The organism is Streptomyces sp. NPDC048211 (assembly GCF_043202315.1).
Taxonomy (GTDB): Bacteria; Actinomycetota; Actinomycetes; order Streptomycetales; family Streptomycetaceae; genus Streptomyces.
This window is the reverse complement of the sequence record NZ_JBIDAD010000010.1, coordinates 199,463-217,784: the sequence shown is the minus strand read 5'-3', so window position 1 is coordinate 217,784 and position 18,322 is coordinate 199,463. Positions and strand designations below refer to the sequence as shown.

At 73.3% G+C, this 18,322-nt stretch carries 15 protein-coding genes; 8 read left to right on the top strand and 7 right to left on the bottom strand.

The annotated features are described in order from the left end of the window. Nucleotides 1–8: 8 nt before the first annotated feature. Nucleotides 9–1,670: a bifunctional aspartate transaminase/aspartate 4-decarboxylase gene (locus ACGFZA_RS31575; RefSeq protein ID WP_393683582.1), complete on the top strand. Its 1,662-nt coding sequence runs from the start codon at nt 9–11 to the stop codon at nt 1,668–1,670. 9 nt (nt 1,671–1,679) lie between these two features. On the opposite strand, the gene ACGFZA_RS31570 is transcribed toward ACGFZA_RS31575, so the two are convergent. Continuing rightward, nucleotides 1,680–2,375: a FadR/GntR family transcriptional regulator gene (locus ACGFZA_RS31570; RefSeq protein WP_385278325.1), complete on the bottom strand. Its 696-nt coding sequence runs from the start codon at nt 2,373–2,375 to the stop codon at nt 1,680–1,682. A gap of 175 nt (nt 2,376–2,550) precedes the next feature. Between ACGFZA_RS31570 and ACGFZA_RS31565 the strand changes: the two genes are divergently transcribed. Beyond that, entirely contained in the window at nt 2,551–4,326 is a 1,776-nt protein-coding gene (locus ACGFZA_RS31565; RefSeq protein WP_385278327.1) for a 2-isopropylmalate synthase, read from the top strand. Between the two features lie 88 nt (nt 4,327–4,414). Here the strand turns inward: ACGFZA_RS31565 and ACGFZA_RS31560 are convergent, their stop codons facing one another. The 3 genes from ACGFZA_RS31560 to ACGFZA_RS31550 all read right to left on the bottom strand — a co-directional run bounded on the left by ACGFZA_RS31560 (nt 4,415) and on the right by ACGFZA_RS31550 (nt 8,215). Beyond that, a complete protein-coding gene (locus ACGFZA_RS31560) occupies nt 4,415–5,878 on the bottom strand; it encodes a cellulose binding domain-containing protein (protein ID WP_393683579.1) in 1,464 nt (487 codons plus the stop codon). A gap of 178 nt (nt 5,879–6,056) precedes the next feature. Beyond that, entirely contained in the window at nt 6,057–7,508 is a 1,452-nt protein-coding gene (locus ACGFZA_RS31555) for an ATP-binding protein (protein ID WP_385278331.1), read from the bottom strand. Beyond that, complete coding sequence (locus ACGFZA_RS31550; protein ID WP_385278333.1) at nt 7,505–8,215, bottom strand: response regulator transcription factor; 711 nt, start codon at nt 8,213–8,215, stop codon at nt 7,505–7,507. Before ACGFZA_RS31550 ends, ACGFZA_RS31555 begins: the two co-directional genes overlap by 4 nt. Nucleotides 8,216–8,305: 90 nt before the next feature. On the opposite strand from ACGFZA_RS31550, the gene ACGFZA_RS31545 reads away from it, so the two are divergent. After that, nucleotides 8,306–8,863, top strand: a complete 558-nt coding sequence (locus tag ACGFZA_RS31545; RefSeq protein ID WP_385278335.1) for a hypothetical protein — start codon at nt 8,306–8,308, stop codon at nt 8,861–8,863. A 41-nt stretch (nt 8,864–8,904) separates the two neighbouring features. On the opposite strand, the gene ACGFZA_RS31540 is transcribed toward ACGFZA_RS31545, so the two are convergent. Then, entirely contained in the window at nt 8,905–9,831 is a 927-nt protein-coding gene (locus ACGFZA_RS31540; protein ID WP_385278337.1) for a spermidine synthase, read from the bottom strand. 112 nt (nt 9,832–9,943) lie between these two features. Further along, complete coding sequence (locus ACGFZA_RS31535; protein ID WP_385278566.1) at nt 9,944–10,417, bottom strand: hypothetical protein; 474 nt, start codon at nt 10,415–10,417, stop codon at nt 9,944–9,946. Nucleotides 10,418–10,662: 245 nt separating this feature from the next. Here ACGFZA_RS31535 and ACGFZA_RS31530 point away from each other — a divergent pair, with 245 nt between their 5' ends. Continuing rightward, nucleotides 10,663–12,048, top strand: coding sequence for a tetratricopeptide repeat protein (locus ACGFZA_RS31530; protein WP_385278339.1), 1,386 nt, complete (start codon nt 10,663–10,665; stop codon nt 12,046–12,048). Between the two features lie 113 nt (nt 12,049–12,161). Here ACGFZA_RS31530 and ACGFZA_RS31525 read toward each other — a convergent pair whose 3' ends face one another. Next, nucleotides 12,162–12,758, bottom strand: a complete 597-nt coding sequence (locus ACGFZA_RS31525; protein WP_385278341.1) for a histidine phosphatase family protein — start codon at nt 12,756–12,758, stop codon at nt 12,162–12,164. A gap of 303 nt (nt 12,759–13,061) precedes the next feature. Here ACGFZA_RS31525 and ACGFZA_RS31520 point away from each other — a divergent pair, with 303 nt between their 5' ends. Genes ACGFZA_RS31520 through ACGFZA_RS31505 form a run of 4 tightly spaced genes read left to right on the top strand, consistent with a single transcriptional unit; the run spans nt 13,062 to nt 18,235 of the window. Further along, entirely contained in the window at nt 13,062–14,033 is a 972-nt protein-coding gene (locus tag ACGFZA_RS31520) for a phosphatase PAP2 family protein (protein WP_385278568.1), read from the top strand. Then, entirely contained in the window at nt 13,939–15,306 is a 1,368-nt protein-coding gene (locus ACGFZA_RS31515) for a hypothetical protein (RefSeq protein ID WP_393683574.1), read from the top strand. Before ACGFZA_RS31520 ends, ACGFZA_RS31515 begins: the two co-directional genes overlap by 95 nt. Then, entirely contained in the window at nt 15,297–16,904 is a 1,608-nt protein-coding gene (locus ACGFZA_RS31510) for a hypothetical protein (RefSeq protein ID WP_393683572.1), read from the top strand. Before ACGFZA_RS31515 ends, ACGFZA_RS31510 begins: the two co-directional genes overlap by 10 nt. Further along, nucleotides 16,901–18,235, top strand: coding sequence for an AAA domain-containing protein (locus ACGFZA_RS31505; protein ID WP_385278347.1), 1,335 nt, complete (start codon nt 16,901–16,903; stop codon nt 18,233–18,235). The genes ACGFZA_RS31510 and ACGFZA_RS31505 overlap by 4 nt, the downstream gene beginning before the upstream one ends. The last annotated feature ends 87 nt before the right edge of the window (nt 18,236–18,322 follow it).

Here is an 18,322-nt window from a genome sequence, read left to right as displayed (position 1 = left end):
GCGCAGACATGCCCAAGGCCAGCCTCAGCCGTGCGGAGATCCGCTCGTTCGCCCAGCTCAGCCCGTTCGAGCTGAAGGACAAGTTCATCGCCATCGCCCAGTCCGAACAGAGCGACAAGCCCGGCCAGAAGGGAAAGACGACCCGGGCCATGCTGAACGCGGGCCGCGGCAACCCGAACTGGGTCGCCACCGGCCCCCGGGAGGCGTACCACGCACTCGGCTACTTCGCGATCGCCGAGTCCCGCCGGGTCTGGACGGCGGACAACCTGGGCGGGATGCCGGAAGAGAACGGCTGCGCGGACCGCTTCGCCCATTTCGTGCGTACGCATCCGGAGCTGCCCGGGATCGAGCTGCTGCAGGCGGCCATCGACCTGGCGGTCAAGCGCTTCGGATTCGTGCCCGACGCGTTCGTCCACGAGCTGACGGACTCCTCGATCGGGGACAACTACCCGGTGCCGGGGCGGATCCTGCCGCACGTCGAGCAGATCGTGCGCGGGTACGTGGCCGACGAGATGTTCGACCACCGGCCGCCGGAGGGGCACAACCTCAGCCTGTTCGCGACCGAGGGCGGCACGGCCGCGATGTGCTACATCTTCGACTCACTGCTGAAGAACGGGATCCTGCGCAAGGGAGACCGGATCGCCCTGATGGTGCCGGTGTTCACCCCGTACCTGGAGATCCCCGAGCTGGACACGTACGGATTCGACGTCGTGCACGTCGAGGCGAACCTGTTCACCGAGACCGGGGTGCGGCAGTGGCGCTATCCGCCGGAGGAGATCGCCAAGCTGGCCGACCCCTCCGTCCGGATGGTCTGCTGCGTCAACCCGAGCAATCCGCCGTCCCTCGCGCTCGCCCCGAAGGTGGCCGAGCAGATCGTGGACATCGTCGCCGGGCAGAACCCGAACCTGATCGTGGTGACGGACGACGTCTACGGGACCTTCGTCGAGGGCTTCCGCTCGCTCGCCGCCGACCTGCCGCGCAACTCCCTGCTCGTGTACTCGTACTCCAAGCACTACGGCGCCACCGGCTGGCGGCTCGGTGTCATCGGACTGCACGACGACAACGTGATCGACGATCTGCTGGCCGCGCAGAGCGCCGAGGAGAAGGCGCGGCTGGGCAAGCGGTACGGGACGCTGTCCCTGCACCCGGAGAGGATGCGGTTCATCGACCGGCTGGTCGCGGACTCCCGTCAGGTGGCGCTCAACCACACGGCGGGCCTGTCGCTGCCGCAGCAGGTGATGATGACGCTCTTCTCCCTGTTCGACATGCTGGACGAGGGCCAGGAGTACAAGAAGCGGATCCGTGCCATCGTGCAACAGCGCCTCGAACTCCTGCTGGAGGGCGCACACATGAAGATCTCCGAGGATCCCAAGCGGGCCTCGTACTACATCGAGCTGGACCTGCTGGCCGAGGCGGAGCGCACCCTGGGCAAGGAGTTCGCCGACTATCTGGAGCAGAACTACGAGCCCGTCGACCCGCTGTTCCGGCTGGCCGAGCAGACGTCCGTGGTGCTGCTCAACGGCGGCGGTTTCGACGGTCCGCAGTGGTCGGTCCGGGTCTCCCTGGCCAACCTGGACGACCTGGACTATCTGAAGATCGGCCACCAGCTGCGGGCGATCTTCGACGAGTACGCGCAGGAGTGGCGGGACTCGGGGGCCGGGGCGGCCTGACGGGGCCGCTCAGGCGGTGCGCAGGCGGTCCAGGGTGTGCCGCAACTCCGCCTGGGCCGCCCGCCCGGCCCCCTCCGCGTCGCCCGCCACGACGGCGGTGACCAGCGCCAGGTGCTGCGCGTCACCGTGCTGGGGGTCGCCGCGGCGCAGGCCGAGGAGTTCCACCAGGTCGATGAGCGCCTGCCGCAGCGCGGGGGCGAACTCGGCGAAGAGATCGGTGAGTACGGGGTTGTGGGCGGCCGCCACGACCGTCCGGTGCAGGGCGATGTCGGCGTCCACGAAGCCCGCGTCGTCCGGCCCCGCGCCCGCCGCCCGCCGTGCCGCGAGGGCCGTCTCCAGGGCGATCAGGTCCTCGTCGGTGCGGCGCTGCGCGGCGAGCCGGGCGGCCTGCACCTCGATGAGCATGCGCACCTCGTAGACGTCGGTGACGGCGGCCCGGCGCAGCCGGACCGGCCACTCCTCCGTCGCGTGGTCGGCGATGACGAAGACGCCGGCGCCCTGGCGGGACTGGAGCAGGCCGAGCGTGGCGAGCGTACGCACCGCCTCGCGCACGGTGGAGCGGCCCACGCCGAGCGTCTTGGCGAGGGTGGTCTCGCCGGGGATCCTCGTGCCGACCGGCCAGTGCCCCTCGGTGATCTGTGCGCGCAGATGACGCGTGGCCTGTTCGACCAGGGGGCTGGGGCGGAGCGGGCCGAGCGACGACACGGGACTCACCTGTCAGGTTGTCTGAGGACTTGGTTTCTGGCTACTGTACCGGCCATGACGTACCGCGGTCTCCTTCTTCTCGGCTGCCGCGGCGGGGCCTGAAGCGATCGGCACCCCGCCGCGGGGTGCCGTGCTGTGCCGGTCGCATCCGGCGATGCGAGAAGAGACCCTTTCCATGTCCCAGCGTCTGTCACCGATGCACAGCTTCCCTACGATCTGCACGCCCCGCGGGCCCGTGCCCCGGACCGCCCCGCACTGGAACCCGCAGCGGTCCAGCTCGATGCCGTCGCACCGCTACCGTCCGGCGTTCGACCGTGTCGACGTCCCGCTGACGGGCCGGAGCTGGCCGCAGGCCCGTATCGACCGCGCCCCGCTCTGGGTCCCCGTCGACCTGCGGGACGGCAACCAGGCCCTGGCCGAACCGATGGACACCCCGCGCAAGCGCCGGATGTTCGATCTGCTCGTCGCGATGGGCTACAAGGAGATCGAGATCGGCTATCCGTCGGCGAGCCGTACCGACTTCGGCTTCGTACGGCATCTGGCGGAGAGCGGGGCCGTGCCCGAGGACGTGACCGTGGTCGTCTTCACCCCGGCCATGCCCGAGCTGATCGAGCGGACCTTCGCGTCCGTCGCGGGGATGGACCGGGTGGTCGTCCACCTCTACATCCCGACCGCGCCCGTCTGGCGGGACGTCGTCCTCGGCCGCAGCCGGGCGGAGGTGCACGGCGTGGTGCTGGACGCCGCCCGGCAGATGGACCGGCTGGTGCGGGCGCGGCCCGGGGCGGACATCCGGTTCGAGTTCTCCCCCGAGGTCTTCGTCCTGACCGAACCGGACTACGTCCTGGAGATCTGCAACAGTCTGACCGAGCTGTGGGACGCCTCGCCGGACCGGCCGGTCATCCACAACCTGCCGGCCACGGTGGAGATCGCGACGCCGAACGTGTACGCGGACCAGATCGAGTACATGCACCGCCATCTGGACCGGCGTGACTCCGTGATCCTCTCCGTCCATCCGCACAACGACCGCGGTACGGGCGTGGCCTGCGCGGAGCTCGCCGTACTGGCGGGGGCGCAGCGGGTGGAGGGCTGCCTGTTCGGCAACGGGGAGCGCACCGGCAACGTCGACCTGGTCAACCTGGCCCTCAATCTGCACGCTCAGGGCGTCGACCCGATGATCGACTTCTCGGACATCGACGAGATCCGCCGCACGGTCGAGCACTGCAACCGGCTGCCGGTGCCACCGCGCCATCCGTACGGCGGCGACCTGGTGTACACGGCGTTCTCGGGCACCCACCAGGACGCGATCAGCAAGGGTTTCGCGCATCACGCCGACAGCGGTTCGCCGCTGTGGTCGGTGCCGTACCTGCCGATCGACCCGGCGGACGTGGGACGTACGTACGAGGCGGTCATCCGGGTCAACAGCCAGTCCGGCAAGGGCGGGATCGCCCACCTGCTGCGGAACAACCACGGTGTGGACCTGCCGGCGGGGATGCGGGCGGACTTCTCCCGCACGGTGCAGGACGCGACGGACGACAGCGGTCTGGAGGCCACGCCGAAGGACCTGTGGAACCTGTTCGAGGCGACGTACCTGACTCCCGGGCGGGACGGCTCGATCGCCCTGGCGTCCTGGTCGACGGACCGCAGCCCGGCCGGTGAGCACCGCTTCGTCTGCACCCTGCGGGTGGACGGCCGCGAGGGGGACTACGAGGGCACGGGCGGCGGTGCGGTGTCGGCGTTCACGCATGCGCTGGAGGCGGCCGGGGTGCGGGTCGCCGTCCTCGACTTCGCGGAGCACGGAGCCGCCGGGCACGGGGCCGCCGGGGGGACGGTGACCGCGTACGCGGAGTGCCGGATCGGCGAGCGGGTGTGCTGGGGCGCGGGCCGGGACGCGTCGGGCGTGGCCGCGTCGGCGGCGGCGGTGCTGTCGGCGGTGAACCGGGCACGGGTGTAACGCCGTACGGCCCGCGCATGGGGCGCGCATCCCGGCCGGGTGGGGGGAGTGTGGGGGCCGGCCGGGATGCACGGGCGGGGGAAGGTGGCTACTTGTAGGCGCCGAACGCCTTGGTGAAGGCGAGCGGCTCCTGCGCGATCGAGCTGCACGAGGCGTCCGCGGATGGCTTGGCCCCGCCCGCGCACTCCTTGTCCCGGGTGCCCGACCACATCGCCAGCCAGGCGAGGCCCTTCTCCTTGGCGAAGGCGACCAGCTGGGTGGCGTCCTCGACCTTGAAGATCTCGGTGCTGACGTCGTTCACGCCGATCATCGGGGTGACGGCGACGGCCTTCCACGCGTCCGCGTCGGAGAGGCCGAGCACGCCCTTGATCTGGGCCTGGGTGGCCGTCGCGGCCTGGATGGCGTACGTGCCCATGTCGCCGCTGTACGAGGCGCCGTAGTCCATCGCCATGACGTTGACCGCACCGACGTCCACGCCGTTCTTCTTCGCGTCGGCGATCAGGTCCACGCCGGGCTGGGTCAGGCCCTCGGGCATCACCGGCAGGGTGAAGGAGACGTCGAGGCCGGGGTGGGACTTCTGGAGCTGGGCGATGGCCTGGGAGCGGCGGGAGTTGGCCGCCGTGTCGGGCAGTGCCCCGCCCTCGATGTCGAAGTCGACCTTGGTCAGTTTGTAGGTGTCGACGACCTTGCCGTAGGCCGCGGCCAGGTCGGCGGCCGACGTGCAGTTCAGCGCGAGTTCGGAGCCGGAGGCTCCGCCGAAGGAGGCCCGGACGTCGCCGCCGGCCGCGCGCAGGGCGCCGATCTGGGAGGCGACGTGGTCGTCACCCAGCCCGGTGACCCCGCCCCAGAGCGGGGCGCAGCTGCCGCCGGAGGTGATGAAGGCGAGGTTGAACTGCTTCACGCCCGTCCGGGTGGCGGTGTCGACCAGGTCGTACGCCGGGTAGAGCGAGGTGTCGACGTACGGGGCGAAGCCCGCACCGCTCGCCGTGCCGCCGCCGCTGCCGGTCTCGGTGGGCGTCGGCGTGGGGGCCGGCTCCTCGGTGGGGGTGGCCGGGGCGGTGGGGGTGGGGGTCGCCGGCTCGGTGGGGCGGCCGCTCGGTTCCGGCGTCGCGCCGGTGTCGACGGAGCACGCGGCGTCGTCGATGAGGCAGCCGGTGGGGTCGGCGGCCGTGCCGTCGGAGCTGGCGACGAAGCCGATGGTGACGGACTTCCCGGCGGCGAGCTCCTTGTCCCAGCTCGCGGGCTTGACGGTGACGTGGTTGCCGCTGACCGTGTGCTCGCCGTTCCACAGCGAGCTGAGCTTCGTGCCCGCCGGCAGGTCGAATTCGAGCGTCCAGCCGGACTTGGCCCGGTCGGTGTCGTTGGTGACGACGTACTGCCCCGTGTACCCGCCGGTCCAGCCACTGGTCCTCGTGTACGCGGCGCCGACCGCCGCCGCCTGGGCCGTGCCGGTGAGGGCGAAGACCGTCCCGCCGATCACGGCCGCGGCGACGACCGCGCCGATCGCCTTGGTCCTGGTGCTCGCCGTGCGCCGGTGCGTGCTGGTGCCCATCGCGTTCCTGCCTCGTCATACGGAAGTGGGGATGCGGGAGCACGCTAGCCGCCCGCAAACCGACAAAACGCGCGATCCGGAACGGAGTTGATGTTCTTAGGGTTGCCTTAAGGAGGGCATCGGCGCCGGTTAAGAGCGTCCGGCCGCGGGGCGGCTCCGGCCCCCGCGGCCGGACGTCCTAAAGGCGGGGGCCCGCGCCGGACCGGAATCGGAGCGCCGCGCTCCGGCGGAGGGCGCCGCGCCGCTGCCGCCCCACCCGGTGGCCGCGCCCGCGCCGCTGCGGCCGCTGCCCGTCGAGCCCGATCCAGATGCGCACCTCGGTGCCGCCGAGCACCGAGCGCCCGATCCGCACGTCGCCCCCGGTGGACTCGGCGACCCTGCGGACGATGTCGAGGCCGAGACCGGTCGAGCCCACCGCGCCCTTCGCACCGCCGCGCCCGCTGCTGCCGCGCGCCAGTGCGGCCTTCGGGTCCGCTATGCCGCCGCCCGCGTCCGAGACGAGCACGATCACCGCGTCCCCGCTGTGGTGGACGTCGACGGCGAAGGCGGTGCCCTCCGGGGTGTGCCGGAATACGTTGCCGAGCAGGGCGTCGAGTGCGGCGACGAGTTCGGGGCGGGCAACCGGGATGCGTACCGTACGGTCCACTCCCGCCAGGCGCACCGCGCGGCCCTCGTCCTCCGCCAGCGCGGACCAGAAGTCCATCCGCTCACGGATCACCTCGGAGACGTCGCAGCCGGCCCCGGGACCGCCGTTCGGCCCCTGGGGCTGGGGGCGTTGTTCGCGGGCGGTCCTGATGATCGTGTCCACCTCGCGCTCCAGCTGCTGGACGGCCGCCCGGGTCTGTTCGGCCGCCGGTCCCTCGCCGAGCGAGGCGGCGTTGAGCCGGAGCACGGTGAGCGGGGTGCGCAGCCGGTGCGAGAGGTCGGCGGCCAGTTCGCGCTCGTTGGCGAGGAGCTGGACGACCTGGTCGGCCATGGAGTTGAACGCCGTCGCGGCTGACCGGAGTTCGGTCGGCCCCTCCTCCGGCACCCGGGTGCCGAGCCGCCCCTCCCCCAGGTCCTGCGCGGCACTCGCCAGCCGCCGGGCCGGTTGCACCATGCGTACGCCCAGCCGGTCGGCCACCGCGACCGAGCCGACGACGAGCGCGATGCCGACGCCCGCCAGCATCAGCCAGGCGGTGGCGACACCGTTGGAGACCTCGTCCTCCGGCACGAACACCTCGACGACGACGGTGCCCCGGGAACCCAGCGAGGTCGGCTGGAGCAGCGCGGAGCCGCCCGCCACCTCGGTGATGGAGGCGCGCCCCGACTTCCGTACGGTCTCCAGGTCCTTGCGGGTGGCACGCCGGATGCCGATCTCCACCGCCACGCCGTCGGCCTCGCCGGACGCGGGGACGTGGACGGCCATCCGGCCCGCCGCTCCGGGTTCGGTGGTGAGGACGGCCGTTTCCAGCTCGGTGCGTTCGGTGGTGATGGAGAGCGTGGGACCGATCGTCGCGGCCTGCCGTTCGGCGTCGGAGAAAGCGCGGTCGCGCGCCATCTCCTTGATGACGAGGCCGAGGGGGACGGCGAAGGCGATCACGACCATCGCGGTGACGGCCAGGCAGACCTTGACCAGGGCCCATCTCATGCGGGCTGCTCCGGGGGTGCGGCGGGCGGCTGGAGCTTCACGCCGACGCCGCGCAGGGTGTGCAGATAGCGGGGCCGGGCTGCGGTCTCGCCCAGTTTCCGGCGCAGCCAGGAGAGATGGACGTCGATGGTCTGGTCGTCCCCGTAGGACTGCTGCCAGACCTCCGCCAGGAGTTCCTTGCGCGGGACGACGACGCCCGGCCGACCGGCCAGGAAGGTGAGCAGGTCGAACTCGCGCCGGGTGAGGTCGAGTTCGGCGCCGTCGAGTTCGGCCTGGCGCCGTAGCGGGTCGATGGAGAGCCCGCCGACCTGGATGACGCGCGACGGCGGGGCCTCCTGGCCGGCCGCCCGCGAGCGGCGCAGCACGGCGGCCATGCGGGCCGAGAGGTGTTCCACGGAGAACGGCTTGGTCAGGTAGTCGTCGGCGCCGTCGTTGAGCAGCCGGACGATCTCGCTCTCGTCGTCGCGCGCGGTCGCGATGATGACCGGCACGTCGGTGATGCCGCGCAGCATCTTCAGCGCCTCGGCCCCGTCGAGGTCGGGCAGCCCGAGGTCGAGGATGACCACGTCGAACCGGAAGTGGGCGACCTCGCGCAGCGCTTCGAGCGCGGTGCCGACACTCCGTACCGTGTGGGAGGCCTCGGTCAGGTGCCGGATGAGGGCGGAACGTACGAACTGGTCGTCCTCGACCACGAGCACACTTGGCATGGGCGGCACCGTACGCCATCGGAACCCGTGCGGTCCGCCCGGTGGCCGTAGTGAGGACAGCGCACGGGGCCGTAGTGCAGGATGTGGCCGATGCGAAGAGGTCTCGTACACGCGCTCGCGTGGTCGCTCGCCACCGGCGCCGCGGTCACGCTGTCGTGGTGGGGTGTGCACACCGTGATGGCGGGCACGGCGTACGACCCGCCGCGCGCGGTGCCGATCGCGGCGGGCGCCCGGAGCGACCGGGGCAGCGCCGAGACCCTGTCGTCCTCGACGCACCGCCCGGAACCGTCCCCGTCGAAGACGCCCCACGCCACCCCCCGGGTCACCCCGAAGCCGTCCGCGACCCCGTCACGGACCCCGTCACGGACCCCGTCACGCACCCCGGCCGGTACGCCGCGGCCGACGGTGACGGCTACCGCGTCGGGCACGGTGAGGAGTTACGGGACGGACGGCGGCCGGATCGTCTTCGACCTCCGCGCGGACTCGGCGAAGCTGGTGTCGGCCACCCCGGAGCCTGGCTGGTCGGTGCAGGTCTGGTCGAACACGACCTGGATCCGCGTGAACTTCGCCAAGGACGACGGCACCACGGTGTCCGTCTTCTGCACCTGGAACGACCATCCGCCGCAGGTCGAGATCGTGAAGTCGTGAAGCCTCGCGGCACATCGGGGCGGTACTCCCCCGGGCGGAGTTCAGTCGAAGGCGGTGGCGGGCGGCGCGGGTGAAGGCCGGGCGTCCGCGTCGTGCACCGCGGCCGCGCCGCCGGTGAAGTCGGCCAGGGCCCGCCCGTGTTCGACGCGTCCCGGGTGCGGATCGGTCGCCACCCTGCGCGTCAGCTCCGCGGTCTTCGGCACCACGTCCGAGGCGAGCAGCACGGCGTTGCCGAAGCGCCGGCCGCGGAACACGGTCGGGTCGGCGGCGAGCGCCAGTTCGGGGAAGACGGCCGCGGCGGTGGCGATCTGGCCGCGCAGATGGGCCAGCGGCGGCCCGTCGGCGAGGTTGGCCACGTAACTCCCGCCGGGCTTCAGGACGCGGCGCACCTCGGCGAGGAACTCGGTGCTGGTGAGGTGGGCGGGGGTACGGGCCCCGCTGAAGACATCGGCGATGACGAGGTCCGCCCAGCCGTCCTGGATCTTCCCGAGCCCGGCGCGGGCGTCGGTGGCGCGGACCCGGATCCTGGCCTGCGGGTCCAGCGGCAGCTCCCGGCGCACCAGCTGGACGAGCGCGGCGTCCACCTCGACGATCTGCTGGGTGGAGCGGGGGCGGGTCGCGGCGACGTACCGGGCGAGGGTGAAGGCCCCGCCGCCCAGATGTACGACGTGCAGCGGCTGCCCCGGGGGCGCGGCCAGGTCGGCGATGTGGCCGATCCGGCGCTGGTACTCGAACGAGAGGTACGTCGGATCGTCCAGGTCCACATGGGACTGCGGGGCGCCGTCGATCGTCAGGGTCCAGGCGCGCCGGCGTTCCCGGTCGGGTACGAGCTCGGCGAGGCCGCCGTCCACCGGCTCGGTGACGTTGCCTCCCGGGCGCTCGGAGCCGCGTGCCGCCTTGCGGTCGGCCCTGCGGTCCGCGCGCTGCTTGCGGTCGCCCGCGCCACCGGCCGCTCCTCGACGTGCCACTGCTCCTCGTCCCTGCTCATCGTGTCCGGGACCGGTCGGGGACCGGCCGTGACGGACGGGCCGGGACGCCCGCCGTCCCGGCCATTATGAGCTCCGGGGCCACCGGCGCCGCTCAGCGGCAGTTGTCGGCCGCCTCGATCAGACGGGCCGCCTGGTCGAGCGCGGCCCGCAGCACCGCCGGGTCGGTGACCGGGGTGTCGTCGGCGGGCGGCAGCAGCCAGCCGCTGCCCGGGGCCGGCGGCTCGGCGGGGATGCGCAGCCCGCGGCCGTCGGTCTGCGTACAGGCGCTGCCCGGCACGTCCCACGCCTCGGCGGTGCCGGGGGGGACCAGGAAGCCGAGGGTGGCGCAGGCCCCGTCGTGGAGGACCGGCCCGACGGCCTCCTGGTCGGCGCCGCGCCGCAGGATGTCGACGGCCTCCAGGCCCTGGCGGGCGGGGACGGTCACGAGATCGCAGGGTTCGGGCTCGGGGGGTGCGCCGGGAGCGCCGGCCCCCTCGGCGGATGCCGTGCTGCCTGTCGTCGCCGTGGTGGCCGCCGTCCCAGTCGTCGCGGTCGTTCGCGATCCGGTCGCCGTGCCGAGGTGCAACAAGGGACCTCTCCTCTCATCGCCGGGGCGGAGCCGGACTCCGTCTCCACATGGACCAACGCGCCGACCGCGTCAAGGGCTACGGTGCAGCACCGCCGCAAAGGGTGGCAGTTCATGGCGGATCGTGGGCGAGATATCCGTTTTGTTGGCAAACGCAGCGTGTGCGTCTTGTCACAGCAGGTACGTTCTTGCTCCGCCGGGACACCGGAAGCAGGCGCCCGGCTCGCACCAGAGAGGGCCCCGCCATGGTGTCGACACGGGCAGTTCCCAACCCCGCCTTCCGGCGGCTGCGCGGACAGCGCTCCGCCGGAGAGTTCGCTGCCGCTGTACGCAGGTCCGCTCGCGAGATCGGCGAGCAGGTCGCGTGCGATGCCCGGTACATCGGGCGCGTGGAGTCCGGCGAGATCCGCTGTCCCAACTACGCGTACGAGCGGGTCTTCCTGCACATGTTCCCCGGGGCGACCCTGGAGGACCTGGGCTTCTCACCGCGCGAATCGGTACGCGGCAGGGCCGCCCGGTCCACGGCGGACGCCCCGCGCCCCCCGACTTCCCCGCTGTTCGTGTTCGGCAGCGACACCGACGAGGAGAGCGACGTGCTGCGTCGCGCATTCATGACGAGCGGCACCACCGCGGTGGCGGCCGCGTCCCTGGGTCTGGGCCTCGGCGGCCCGGCCGCCGCTTCCGTGCCCGTGCAGCGCCGGGTCGGCGAGGCGGAGGTGAGCGCCGTCGAGAAGGCGGTGCGGCAGATCCGCCTGCTGGACGACCGGCACGGCGGTGACGGCCTCTACCGGCGGGCCTCGCAGCCGCTGCGGGCGGCGTACGCGCTGCTCGACTCCGGCACCGCGAGCCGCCGCTCCACAGCGGACCGGCTGCATACGGGCGCGGGCGAGCTGGCCATCTCGGTGGGCTGGCTGGCCCATGACTCGGGCCGCTTCGACGACGCGCGCTCGCACTACGCGGAGGCGCTGGCCACCGCACGGCTGGCCGGGGACCCGGCGCTGGAGGCGCACGCGTTCTGCAACGCGTCGTTCCTGGCCCGCGACACGGGCCGGCCGCGTGAGTCCGTGCGCGCGGCGGAGGCGGGGCAGCGGGCCGCCCGGTCCCTGGGCTCGCCGCGGCTGCTGGCGCTGCTCGCGCTGCGGGAGGCGGGGGGCCGGGCCGGGCTCGGGGACCGTACCGGCTGCGAACAGGCGCTCGGCCGGGCGCACACCGCGTTCGGAAGCGGGCCTTCCGCGGCCGACCCGGAGTGGATGACCTTCTTCCGGGAGGCGGAGCTGGAGATGCTGGAAGCGCAGTGCTGGTCGGCACTGGGCGACTGGTCACGGGCCGCGCGCCACGCACGGCGCGCGACTCGGCTGCAGGACCCGCACTTCACCCGCAACCTGGCGCTCTACCGCGCGGAGCTCACCTGGGACCTGGCCCGCGCCGGCCTCATGGAGGAAGCGGCGGCGACGGGTCACCGGGTGCTCGACCTGCTCGACCAGGTCCAGTCCTCCCGCATCCGCTCGATACTGGCGGACGCGGTCACGGTCCTGCGCCCCCGCGGCCGGGGCTCGGTGGACGTCAAGGACTTCCTGGACCGTCACGCGATGTCGGCGTCGGGCGCGCACCCGAGCCCGTCCGGCGCCTGAGCCGCCGCGTCGGACGGCCTCCTCCGAGCCCGTCCGACGCCCGAGGACGGATCCATCGACCCCGGAGGACGGGCTCGGGCGGCCGCCCCCTGGAGGACGCCGCCCCGAAACGGCTACCCCTCCAGGTGCCCCGTGTCGTTCCAGCGCTCCAGGGCCGGGTCCCCGTACGCCCACCCCAGGACCGAGAGCGCCGTCGGCTCCAGCCTCAGGCGTGCCGCGTACGACGCGTCCTCGCCCAGCCACCGCGCCCCCAGCACCCGCAGGATGTGGCCGTGGCCGAAGACCAGGACATCGCGGTCGGCCGAGAGCGCCCAGGCGACGATCTCGTCGGCACGGTCCGACACCTGGGCCAGGGTCTCGCCCTCCGGCACCCCGTCGCGCCAGATGAACCAGTCGGGGCGGGCCTCCTTGATCGCGGCCGGCGTCATCCCCTCGTACGCCCCGTAGTCCCACTCCATGAGCGCGTCCCACGGCTCGGCCCGGTCGCCGAACCCCGCGATCGCGCACGTCTCGGACGCCCGCACGAGCGGACTGGTGCGGACCTCCAGACCGGGCAGGTCCACCCACGGCCTGCGGTGCAGCCGCTCACCGAGGAGCTTGGCCCCCTCGCGCCCGGAGTCGAGCAGCGGGATATCCGTCCTGCCGGTGTGATTGCCCTTGACGGACCATTCCGTCCGACCGTGCCGGGCCAGCAGGATGCGCGGTGCCATGTGACGGCTCTCCCTGAAAAACTGGGACCTGAGATGCGGGATCTGAGATCTTGGACATCAATGGGGACGAATCCGCCCGGGATGGAGCGGGTGGAGCGGGGAAACGGATCGTCCGGATTTCCATCATCGCGTACCTTCGCGAGAGGCAACCTGTGGGGCGGCATCGGCGTCCCACTGACCACAGACGTATGCGAACAGCTGAGGGGCGCCGAAACGGCACCCCCGGGGGGATCGCGGCCGACCTGCACCGTACGGTTGAACGCCCGCCGTCGGCCGCATGAACACATGATGGAGAACTTCCGGATGCCGCATGCCACCACCGCGCCCGTGCCGGGCCACCGGCCCCGATGGTGGACCGAGCTCCCGCTCCTGGCCCTGGTGTACGGGGCGTACTCGGGCGGCCGACTTCTGGTCCGGGGCGACGTGTCCACCGCCGTCGACCACGGGCTGAGCATCCTCGATCTCGAGAAGGCACTCTTCCTCAACGCCGAACACCCGCTCAACCGGCTGTTCACCGCGCACCCCTTGATAGGCATACCCGCCGACTTCGCGTACGCCTCCCTGCACTACCTGGTCACCCCGGCCGTCCTCATATGGATGTTCCGGCGCCACGCGGCCGCCTACCGCCGGGCCAGGACCTGGCTGATGACGTCCACGATGCTCGGCCTCATCGGCTTCACCCTGATGCCGACCTGCCCGCCGCGGCTGCTGGCCGCCGGGCACGGTTTCGTCGACACGATGGCCCAGTACAGCTCGTACGGCTGGTGGGGCACCGAAGCGAGCGCCCCGCGCGGCATGGGCGGCATGACCAACCAGTACGCGGCGATGCCGAGCCTGCACGTCGGCTGGGCGCTCTGGTGCGGCATCCTCCTGTGGCGCCACGCCAGGCATCCGCTCCTGCGGGCCGCCGGCATCGCCTACCCGCTGATCACCGTCATCGTGGTGATGGGCACCGCCAACCACTACTTCCTCGACGCCGTCGCGGGCGCCGCCGTCATGGGCGCCGGAGCACTGCTGGCCAGGCCCGTGCTCCGCCTCGCCGACCGCGTCAAGCACGCGGCCCTGACCCGTTTCGCACGGGTGTCCGCAGCCACGAAGTCCCCGGATGTCAGTGCCGGATGCAAGACTTCCGCGGGTGAGCGAATCCCCGGCCAGCGGACCACCTCCGCAGACCCCACCGATGCAGCAGCACCGGCCGGCCCACCTGCCCCGGCCGACGTCCCGGCCTCCGCGGGAAGAGCCGCAGGCGGTGACGCTGCGAAGGCGGCTCGCTGAGCTGAGGGGCCCGGCCGTGGCACCCCGTCCGCTGGACGCCCGCGCGCTGGCCGCCCTGGCCGCCAACCCCGGCTGCAAGCGGCGCGCCCTGCTCGACGGGGCGGGCGTCGACAAGGGCGCGCTCGCCACGGCGCTCGGTTCACCGGCCGCATTCGGCCAGTCCCAGTTCGCCTTCATGCGGGGCAACGCCTTCGAGGCCAGGGTCAAGGCCGACGGGGGCGCGGAGCTGATGCGCCTGCTGCACCAGGGGTTCGGCGAGCCCGGCGAACCGCCCGGTGACGTCCCGGTGCCCGATCTGACGGCCGCGGGTCCCGAAGGCCGTGCCGCCCGCACCGCGCTCGCCCTTCGGGAGGCGACCGCCTCCGGCGGCTGGGCGCTGCTCGACCACCCGATGCTGGCCCTGGAGGTGGCGGGATCGCCCGCCTATCTGGAGCCGGACGCGGTGGTGGTGCACCCCGACGGCACCTGGACCGTCGTCGAGATCAAGTCCTTTCCCATGATCGACGGCTCCGCCGACGCCGCGAAGGTGGGCGCGGCCGCCCGGCAGTCGGCCGTGTACGTCCTGGCGCTGGAGCGGGTCGCCGCGGCGACCGGCGGCGCGGAGGTCGGCCACCGGGTGCTGCTGGTCTGCCCCAAGGACTTCTCCAACCTGCCGACCGCGTCCGTCGTCGACGTCCGCAAGCAGCGCGCGGTCACCCGCAGGCAGCTGACCCGGCTCACCCGGATCGAGGACATCGCCGCGGCCCTGCCCGAGGGCACCACCTTCGACCCGGAGTGCTCCGCCGAGGAGCTGGACTCCGCGGTCGAGTCCGTCACCGCGGCGTACGCACCGGAGTGCCTGGCCGCCTGCGAGCTCGCCTTCCACTGCCGGGCCAAGGCCCGTGCCGCCGGTGCGGTCGAGGCGCTCGGGCGCAGCGTGCGGGGCGAGCTCGGCGGGCTGACCACGGTCGAGGAGGTGCTCGCCGCGGCCGCGGGCAAGGAGGGCGATCCGGCGGACCCGACGGTCGCCGCGCTGCTCCGCGCGGCCGCGCTGCGCGCCGAGGCGCTGGAGGGTCCGGTACGGAGTTCCGGCGCGGGAGAAGGAGCGGCGTCGGGTGCCGTCGAATCCAGGGCGGAGGAGTCAGTGGTGGCCGATGCGGCCTCCCCTGCTCGATCGCGGCCCAGAGCTCGGGGAACATCGCGGCCGACGACAGCGCCGGAGACGGCGGCGCCCGACACCGCGACGCCCCGGGATAACTCCGTACAGGACCCGGGGAGCACCGCATGTCGCTGATCGGCACCCTGGCCCGGCTGGAGGCCGTGGAGAGCGGCCGCGCCCAGCCGATGGCCACCGTCCGCCACCGCCACCTGGGCGAGCGGCCCCTCGTGCTGGTCCCGCTCACCACCGCGGGCGAGGCCGGCGCACCGCTCGGCGCGCTCGTCGGCACGGACCGGGACGCGCCCCGGCTGCTGGCCGTGGCCCAGCCGCGCGACCGGGACCTGCGGTTCGCGTTCCTGGCCGAGCTGGCCGAGGCGGTCCTTCCGTACATCGAGTCGTACGCCGATGTGATCGAGCCCGCCGAACGGAGCGAGACCGACCCGTCGACCGGCAAGAAGGTCAAGGTCGAGACCGAGCTGTGCACGGACGCGGCGCAGCTGATCGTGCCGAGCCGGGCGGGCATCGAGTTCGTCCGGCTGCTGGGCCGCTCCATGCGGTTCCGGCGCACCGCCGAGGACGACCCCGACACCCCGTATCCGGCACCCGCCCGGGTCCCGCTGCTGGGGCGCTGGCTGACCCACTACGGCGAGCGGGCCCGGGTTCCCGGCTCCTCGCTGCTGCTGGCCGGCACCGACCTGCTGAACCGGCACTGGGCGACCGGCCAGTCCTCCCTGGAGGACCAGCATCTGGGCGCCCTGCTGGCCTGGATCGACCCGCCGGCGGGCGAGTCGGGGGCCGAGGGCGCGCTCCGCGCCGAGCTGGCCAGGGACTCCGGGGGCCAGCTGCTGTGCCCGCCGGCCGGACCGGCCACCGACCCCGACTTCGACAACCGGCTGCTGGCGCCCGCGATCGAGAAGTACGACCGGGCGCGCACCTCGCTGGCCGCCGCCGAGGACGGTCTGGCGGCCGATGCCCGGCTCGCCGAGCTCACGGCGGCCGAGCGGGAGATCCGGAAGCTGCTGGCCGGTGTGCTGCGGCCGACCTGGGACGCGGTGTGGCGGGGCCTGGACCTGGTGCGGGAGCTGCCCGGGGGGTCCAGGGTGGAGGACCGCTGGACCCGCGACCGCTGGTCGTTCACCGGTCACCGCGACCGGGTGCGGGCCGGTGAGCCGCCGCAGCCGCGCCGGGACGACGCGGTGACGGCGGCCCGGAAGCTGGCGGCCCGGGAGACGGCACAGGCCCAGCTGGAGGCCCAGGAGGCGCTGGACGATCCGCTGGTGCTGGCCGGCCGGCGGCTGGCGGGCGAGGCGTTCCTCGGCGAGGTGACGGCGGTGGAGATGGCGTACAGCGAGTCCAAGCGCCCCTCCCCGCGTCCCCTGGTCACGGTGCTCACGGCCGAGCAGCCGCATCTGGGCGAGCGCGTGAAGGTCTACCGCTCGCTGGACGGCAAGCCGCAGACCGCCGAATTCGCGGGCTACGGACCTGCGGAGGAGGGCGCGGCACCCGCACTGGTGCTGCGGATCACCGACCGGATGGGCCGCGGCAAGGAGCCCGCTCCGGGTTCGGTGCCGGAGCCCGGTGACGTCATCGCCTGGACGCTCTTCGAGCACGACCAGCGCGGCGGGCCGCAGCTGCCGGACGCGGAGGAGACCCCGTGGACCCACGGCGGCCCGCCGGGCGGCGTGGCGGCTGCCGAGCGCCCCGACCCCGTGACCACGGAGGACCTGCTGTGACGGCCGTATTCGACCCGGGCGCTGCGGCGGGCCTGGCGACCGCCCGGATCCTGGACGACACGCTGAACGGCTCGGCCCGCGGCATCGTGGTGGACTCCCCGCCGGGTGCGGGCAAGTCGACCCTGGTGGTGCGCGCCGCGCTGGAGCTCGCCGCGGCCGGACGCCCGCTGATGGTGGTCGCGCAGACGAACGCCCAGGTCGACGACCTGGTGGTCCGGCTCGCCGAGAAGGACCCGGGCCTGCCGGTCGGCCGGCTGCACAGCAACGACTCCGATCCGTACGACAAGGTGCTGGACGGCCTGGCCAACGTACGCAAGTCGGCGAAGGCGGCGGATCTGGCCGGGCTCGACGTCGTCATCTCGACGGCGGCGAAGTGGGCCCATGTGAAGAACGTCGAGCCGTGGGGCCACGCGATCGTCGACGAGGCGTACCAGATGCGCTCGGACGCGCTCCTCGCCGTCGCCGGGCTCTTCGAACGGGCGCTGTTCGTCGGCGATCCCGGCCAGCTCGACCCGTTCTCGATCGTCGGCGCGGACCAGTGGGCGGGGCTGAGCTACGACCCGTCGGCCAGCGCGGTCACCACGCTGCTGGCGCACAACCCGGAGCTGCCGCAGCACCGGCTGCCGGTCTCCTGGCGGCTTCCGGCCTCGGCGGCACCGCTGGTGTCGGACGCGTTCTACCCGTACACCCCGTTCCGCAGCGGCACGGACCACGGCGACCGGCTGCTGTCGTTCGGTGTCGCGTCCGACGGCTCGGCGGCAGACCGGGTGCTGGACGAGGCGGCGGAGTCCGGCTGGGGTCTGCTGGAGCTCCCGGCCCGGCACACCCCGCGCACCGACCCGGAGGCGGTGCGGGCCGTGGCCCTGGTGGTGCGCCGGCTGCTGGACCGCGGCGGCGCGGCGACCAGCGAGCGCTCCCCGGATCCGGCGCCGGTGACGGCGGACCGGGTCGCGGTCGGCACGGCCCACCGCGACCAGGCGGCTGCGGTGCGGGCGGCGCTCGACGAGCTCGGGGTGACGGGGGTGGCGGTGGACACCGCGAACCGGCTCCAGGGCCGTGAGTTCGATGTGACGGTGGTCCTGCATCCGCTGTCCGGCCGCCCGGACGCCACCGCCTTCCACCTGGAGACGGGCCGGCTGTGCGTGCTGGCCTCCCGGCACCGCCACGCCTGCATCGTGGTGTGCCGCGAGGGGGTCACGGACCTGCTGGACGAGCATCCGTCGACGGAGCCGGTCCAGCTGGGCGTGACCGTGAAGTTCCCGGACGGCTGGGAGGCCAATCACGCGGTGCTGGCGCATCTGGCGGAACACCGGGTGCGCTGGGGACGTTGAGGGCGGGGGCGCACGGGGGCACGACGGACCGGAAGCGGGGCGTCGCACGCCCCGGAATGGAGCGGACCAGGCGCCCTTGCGGCGGGT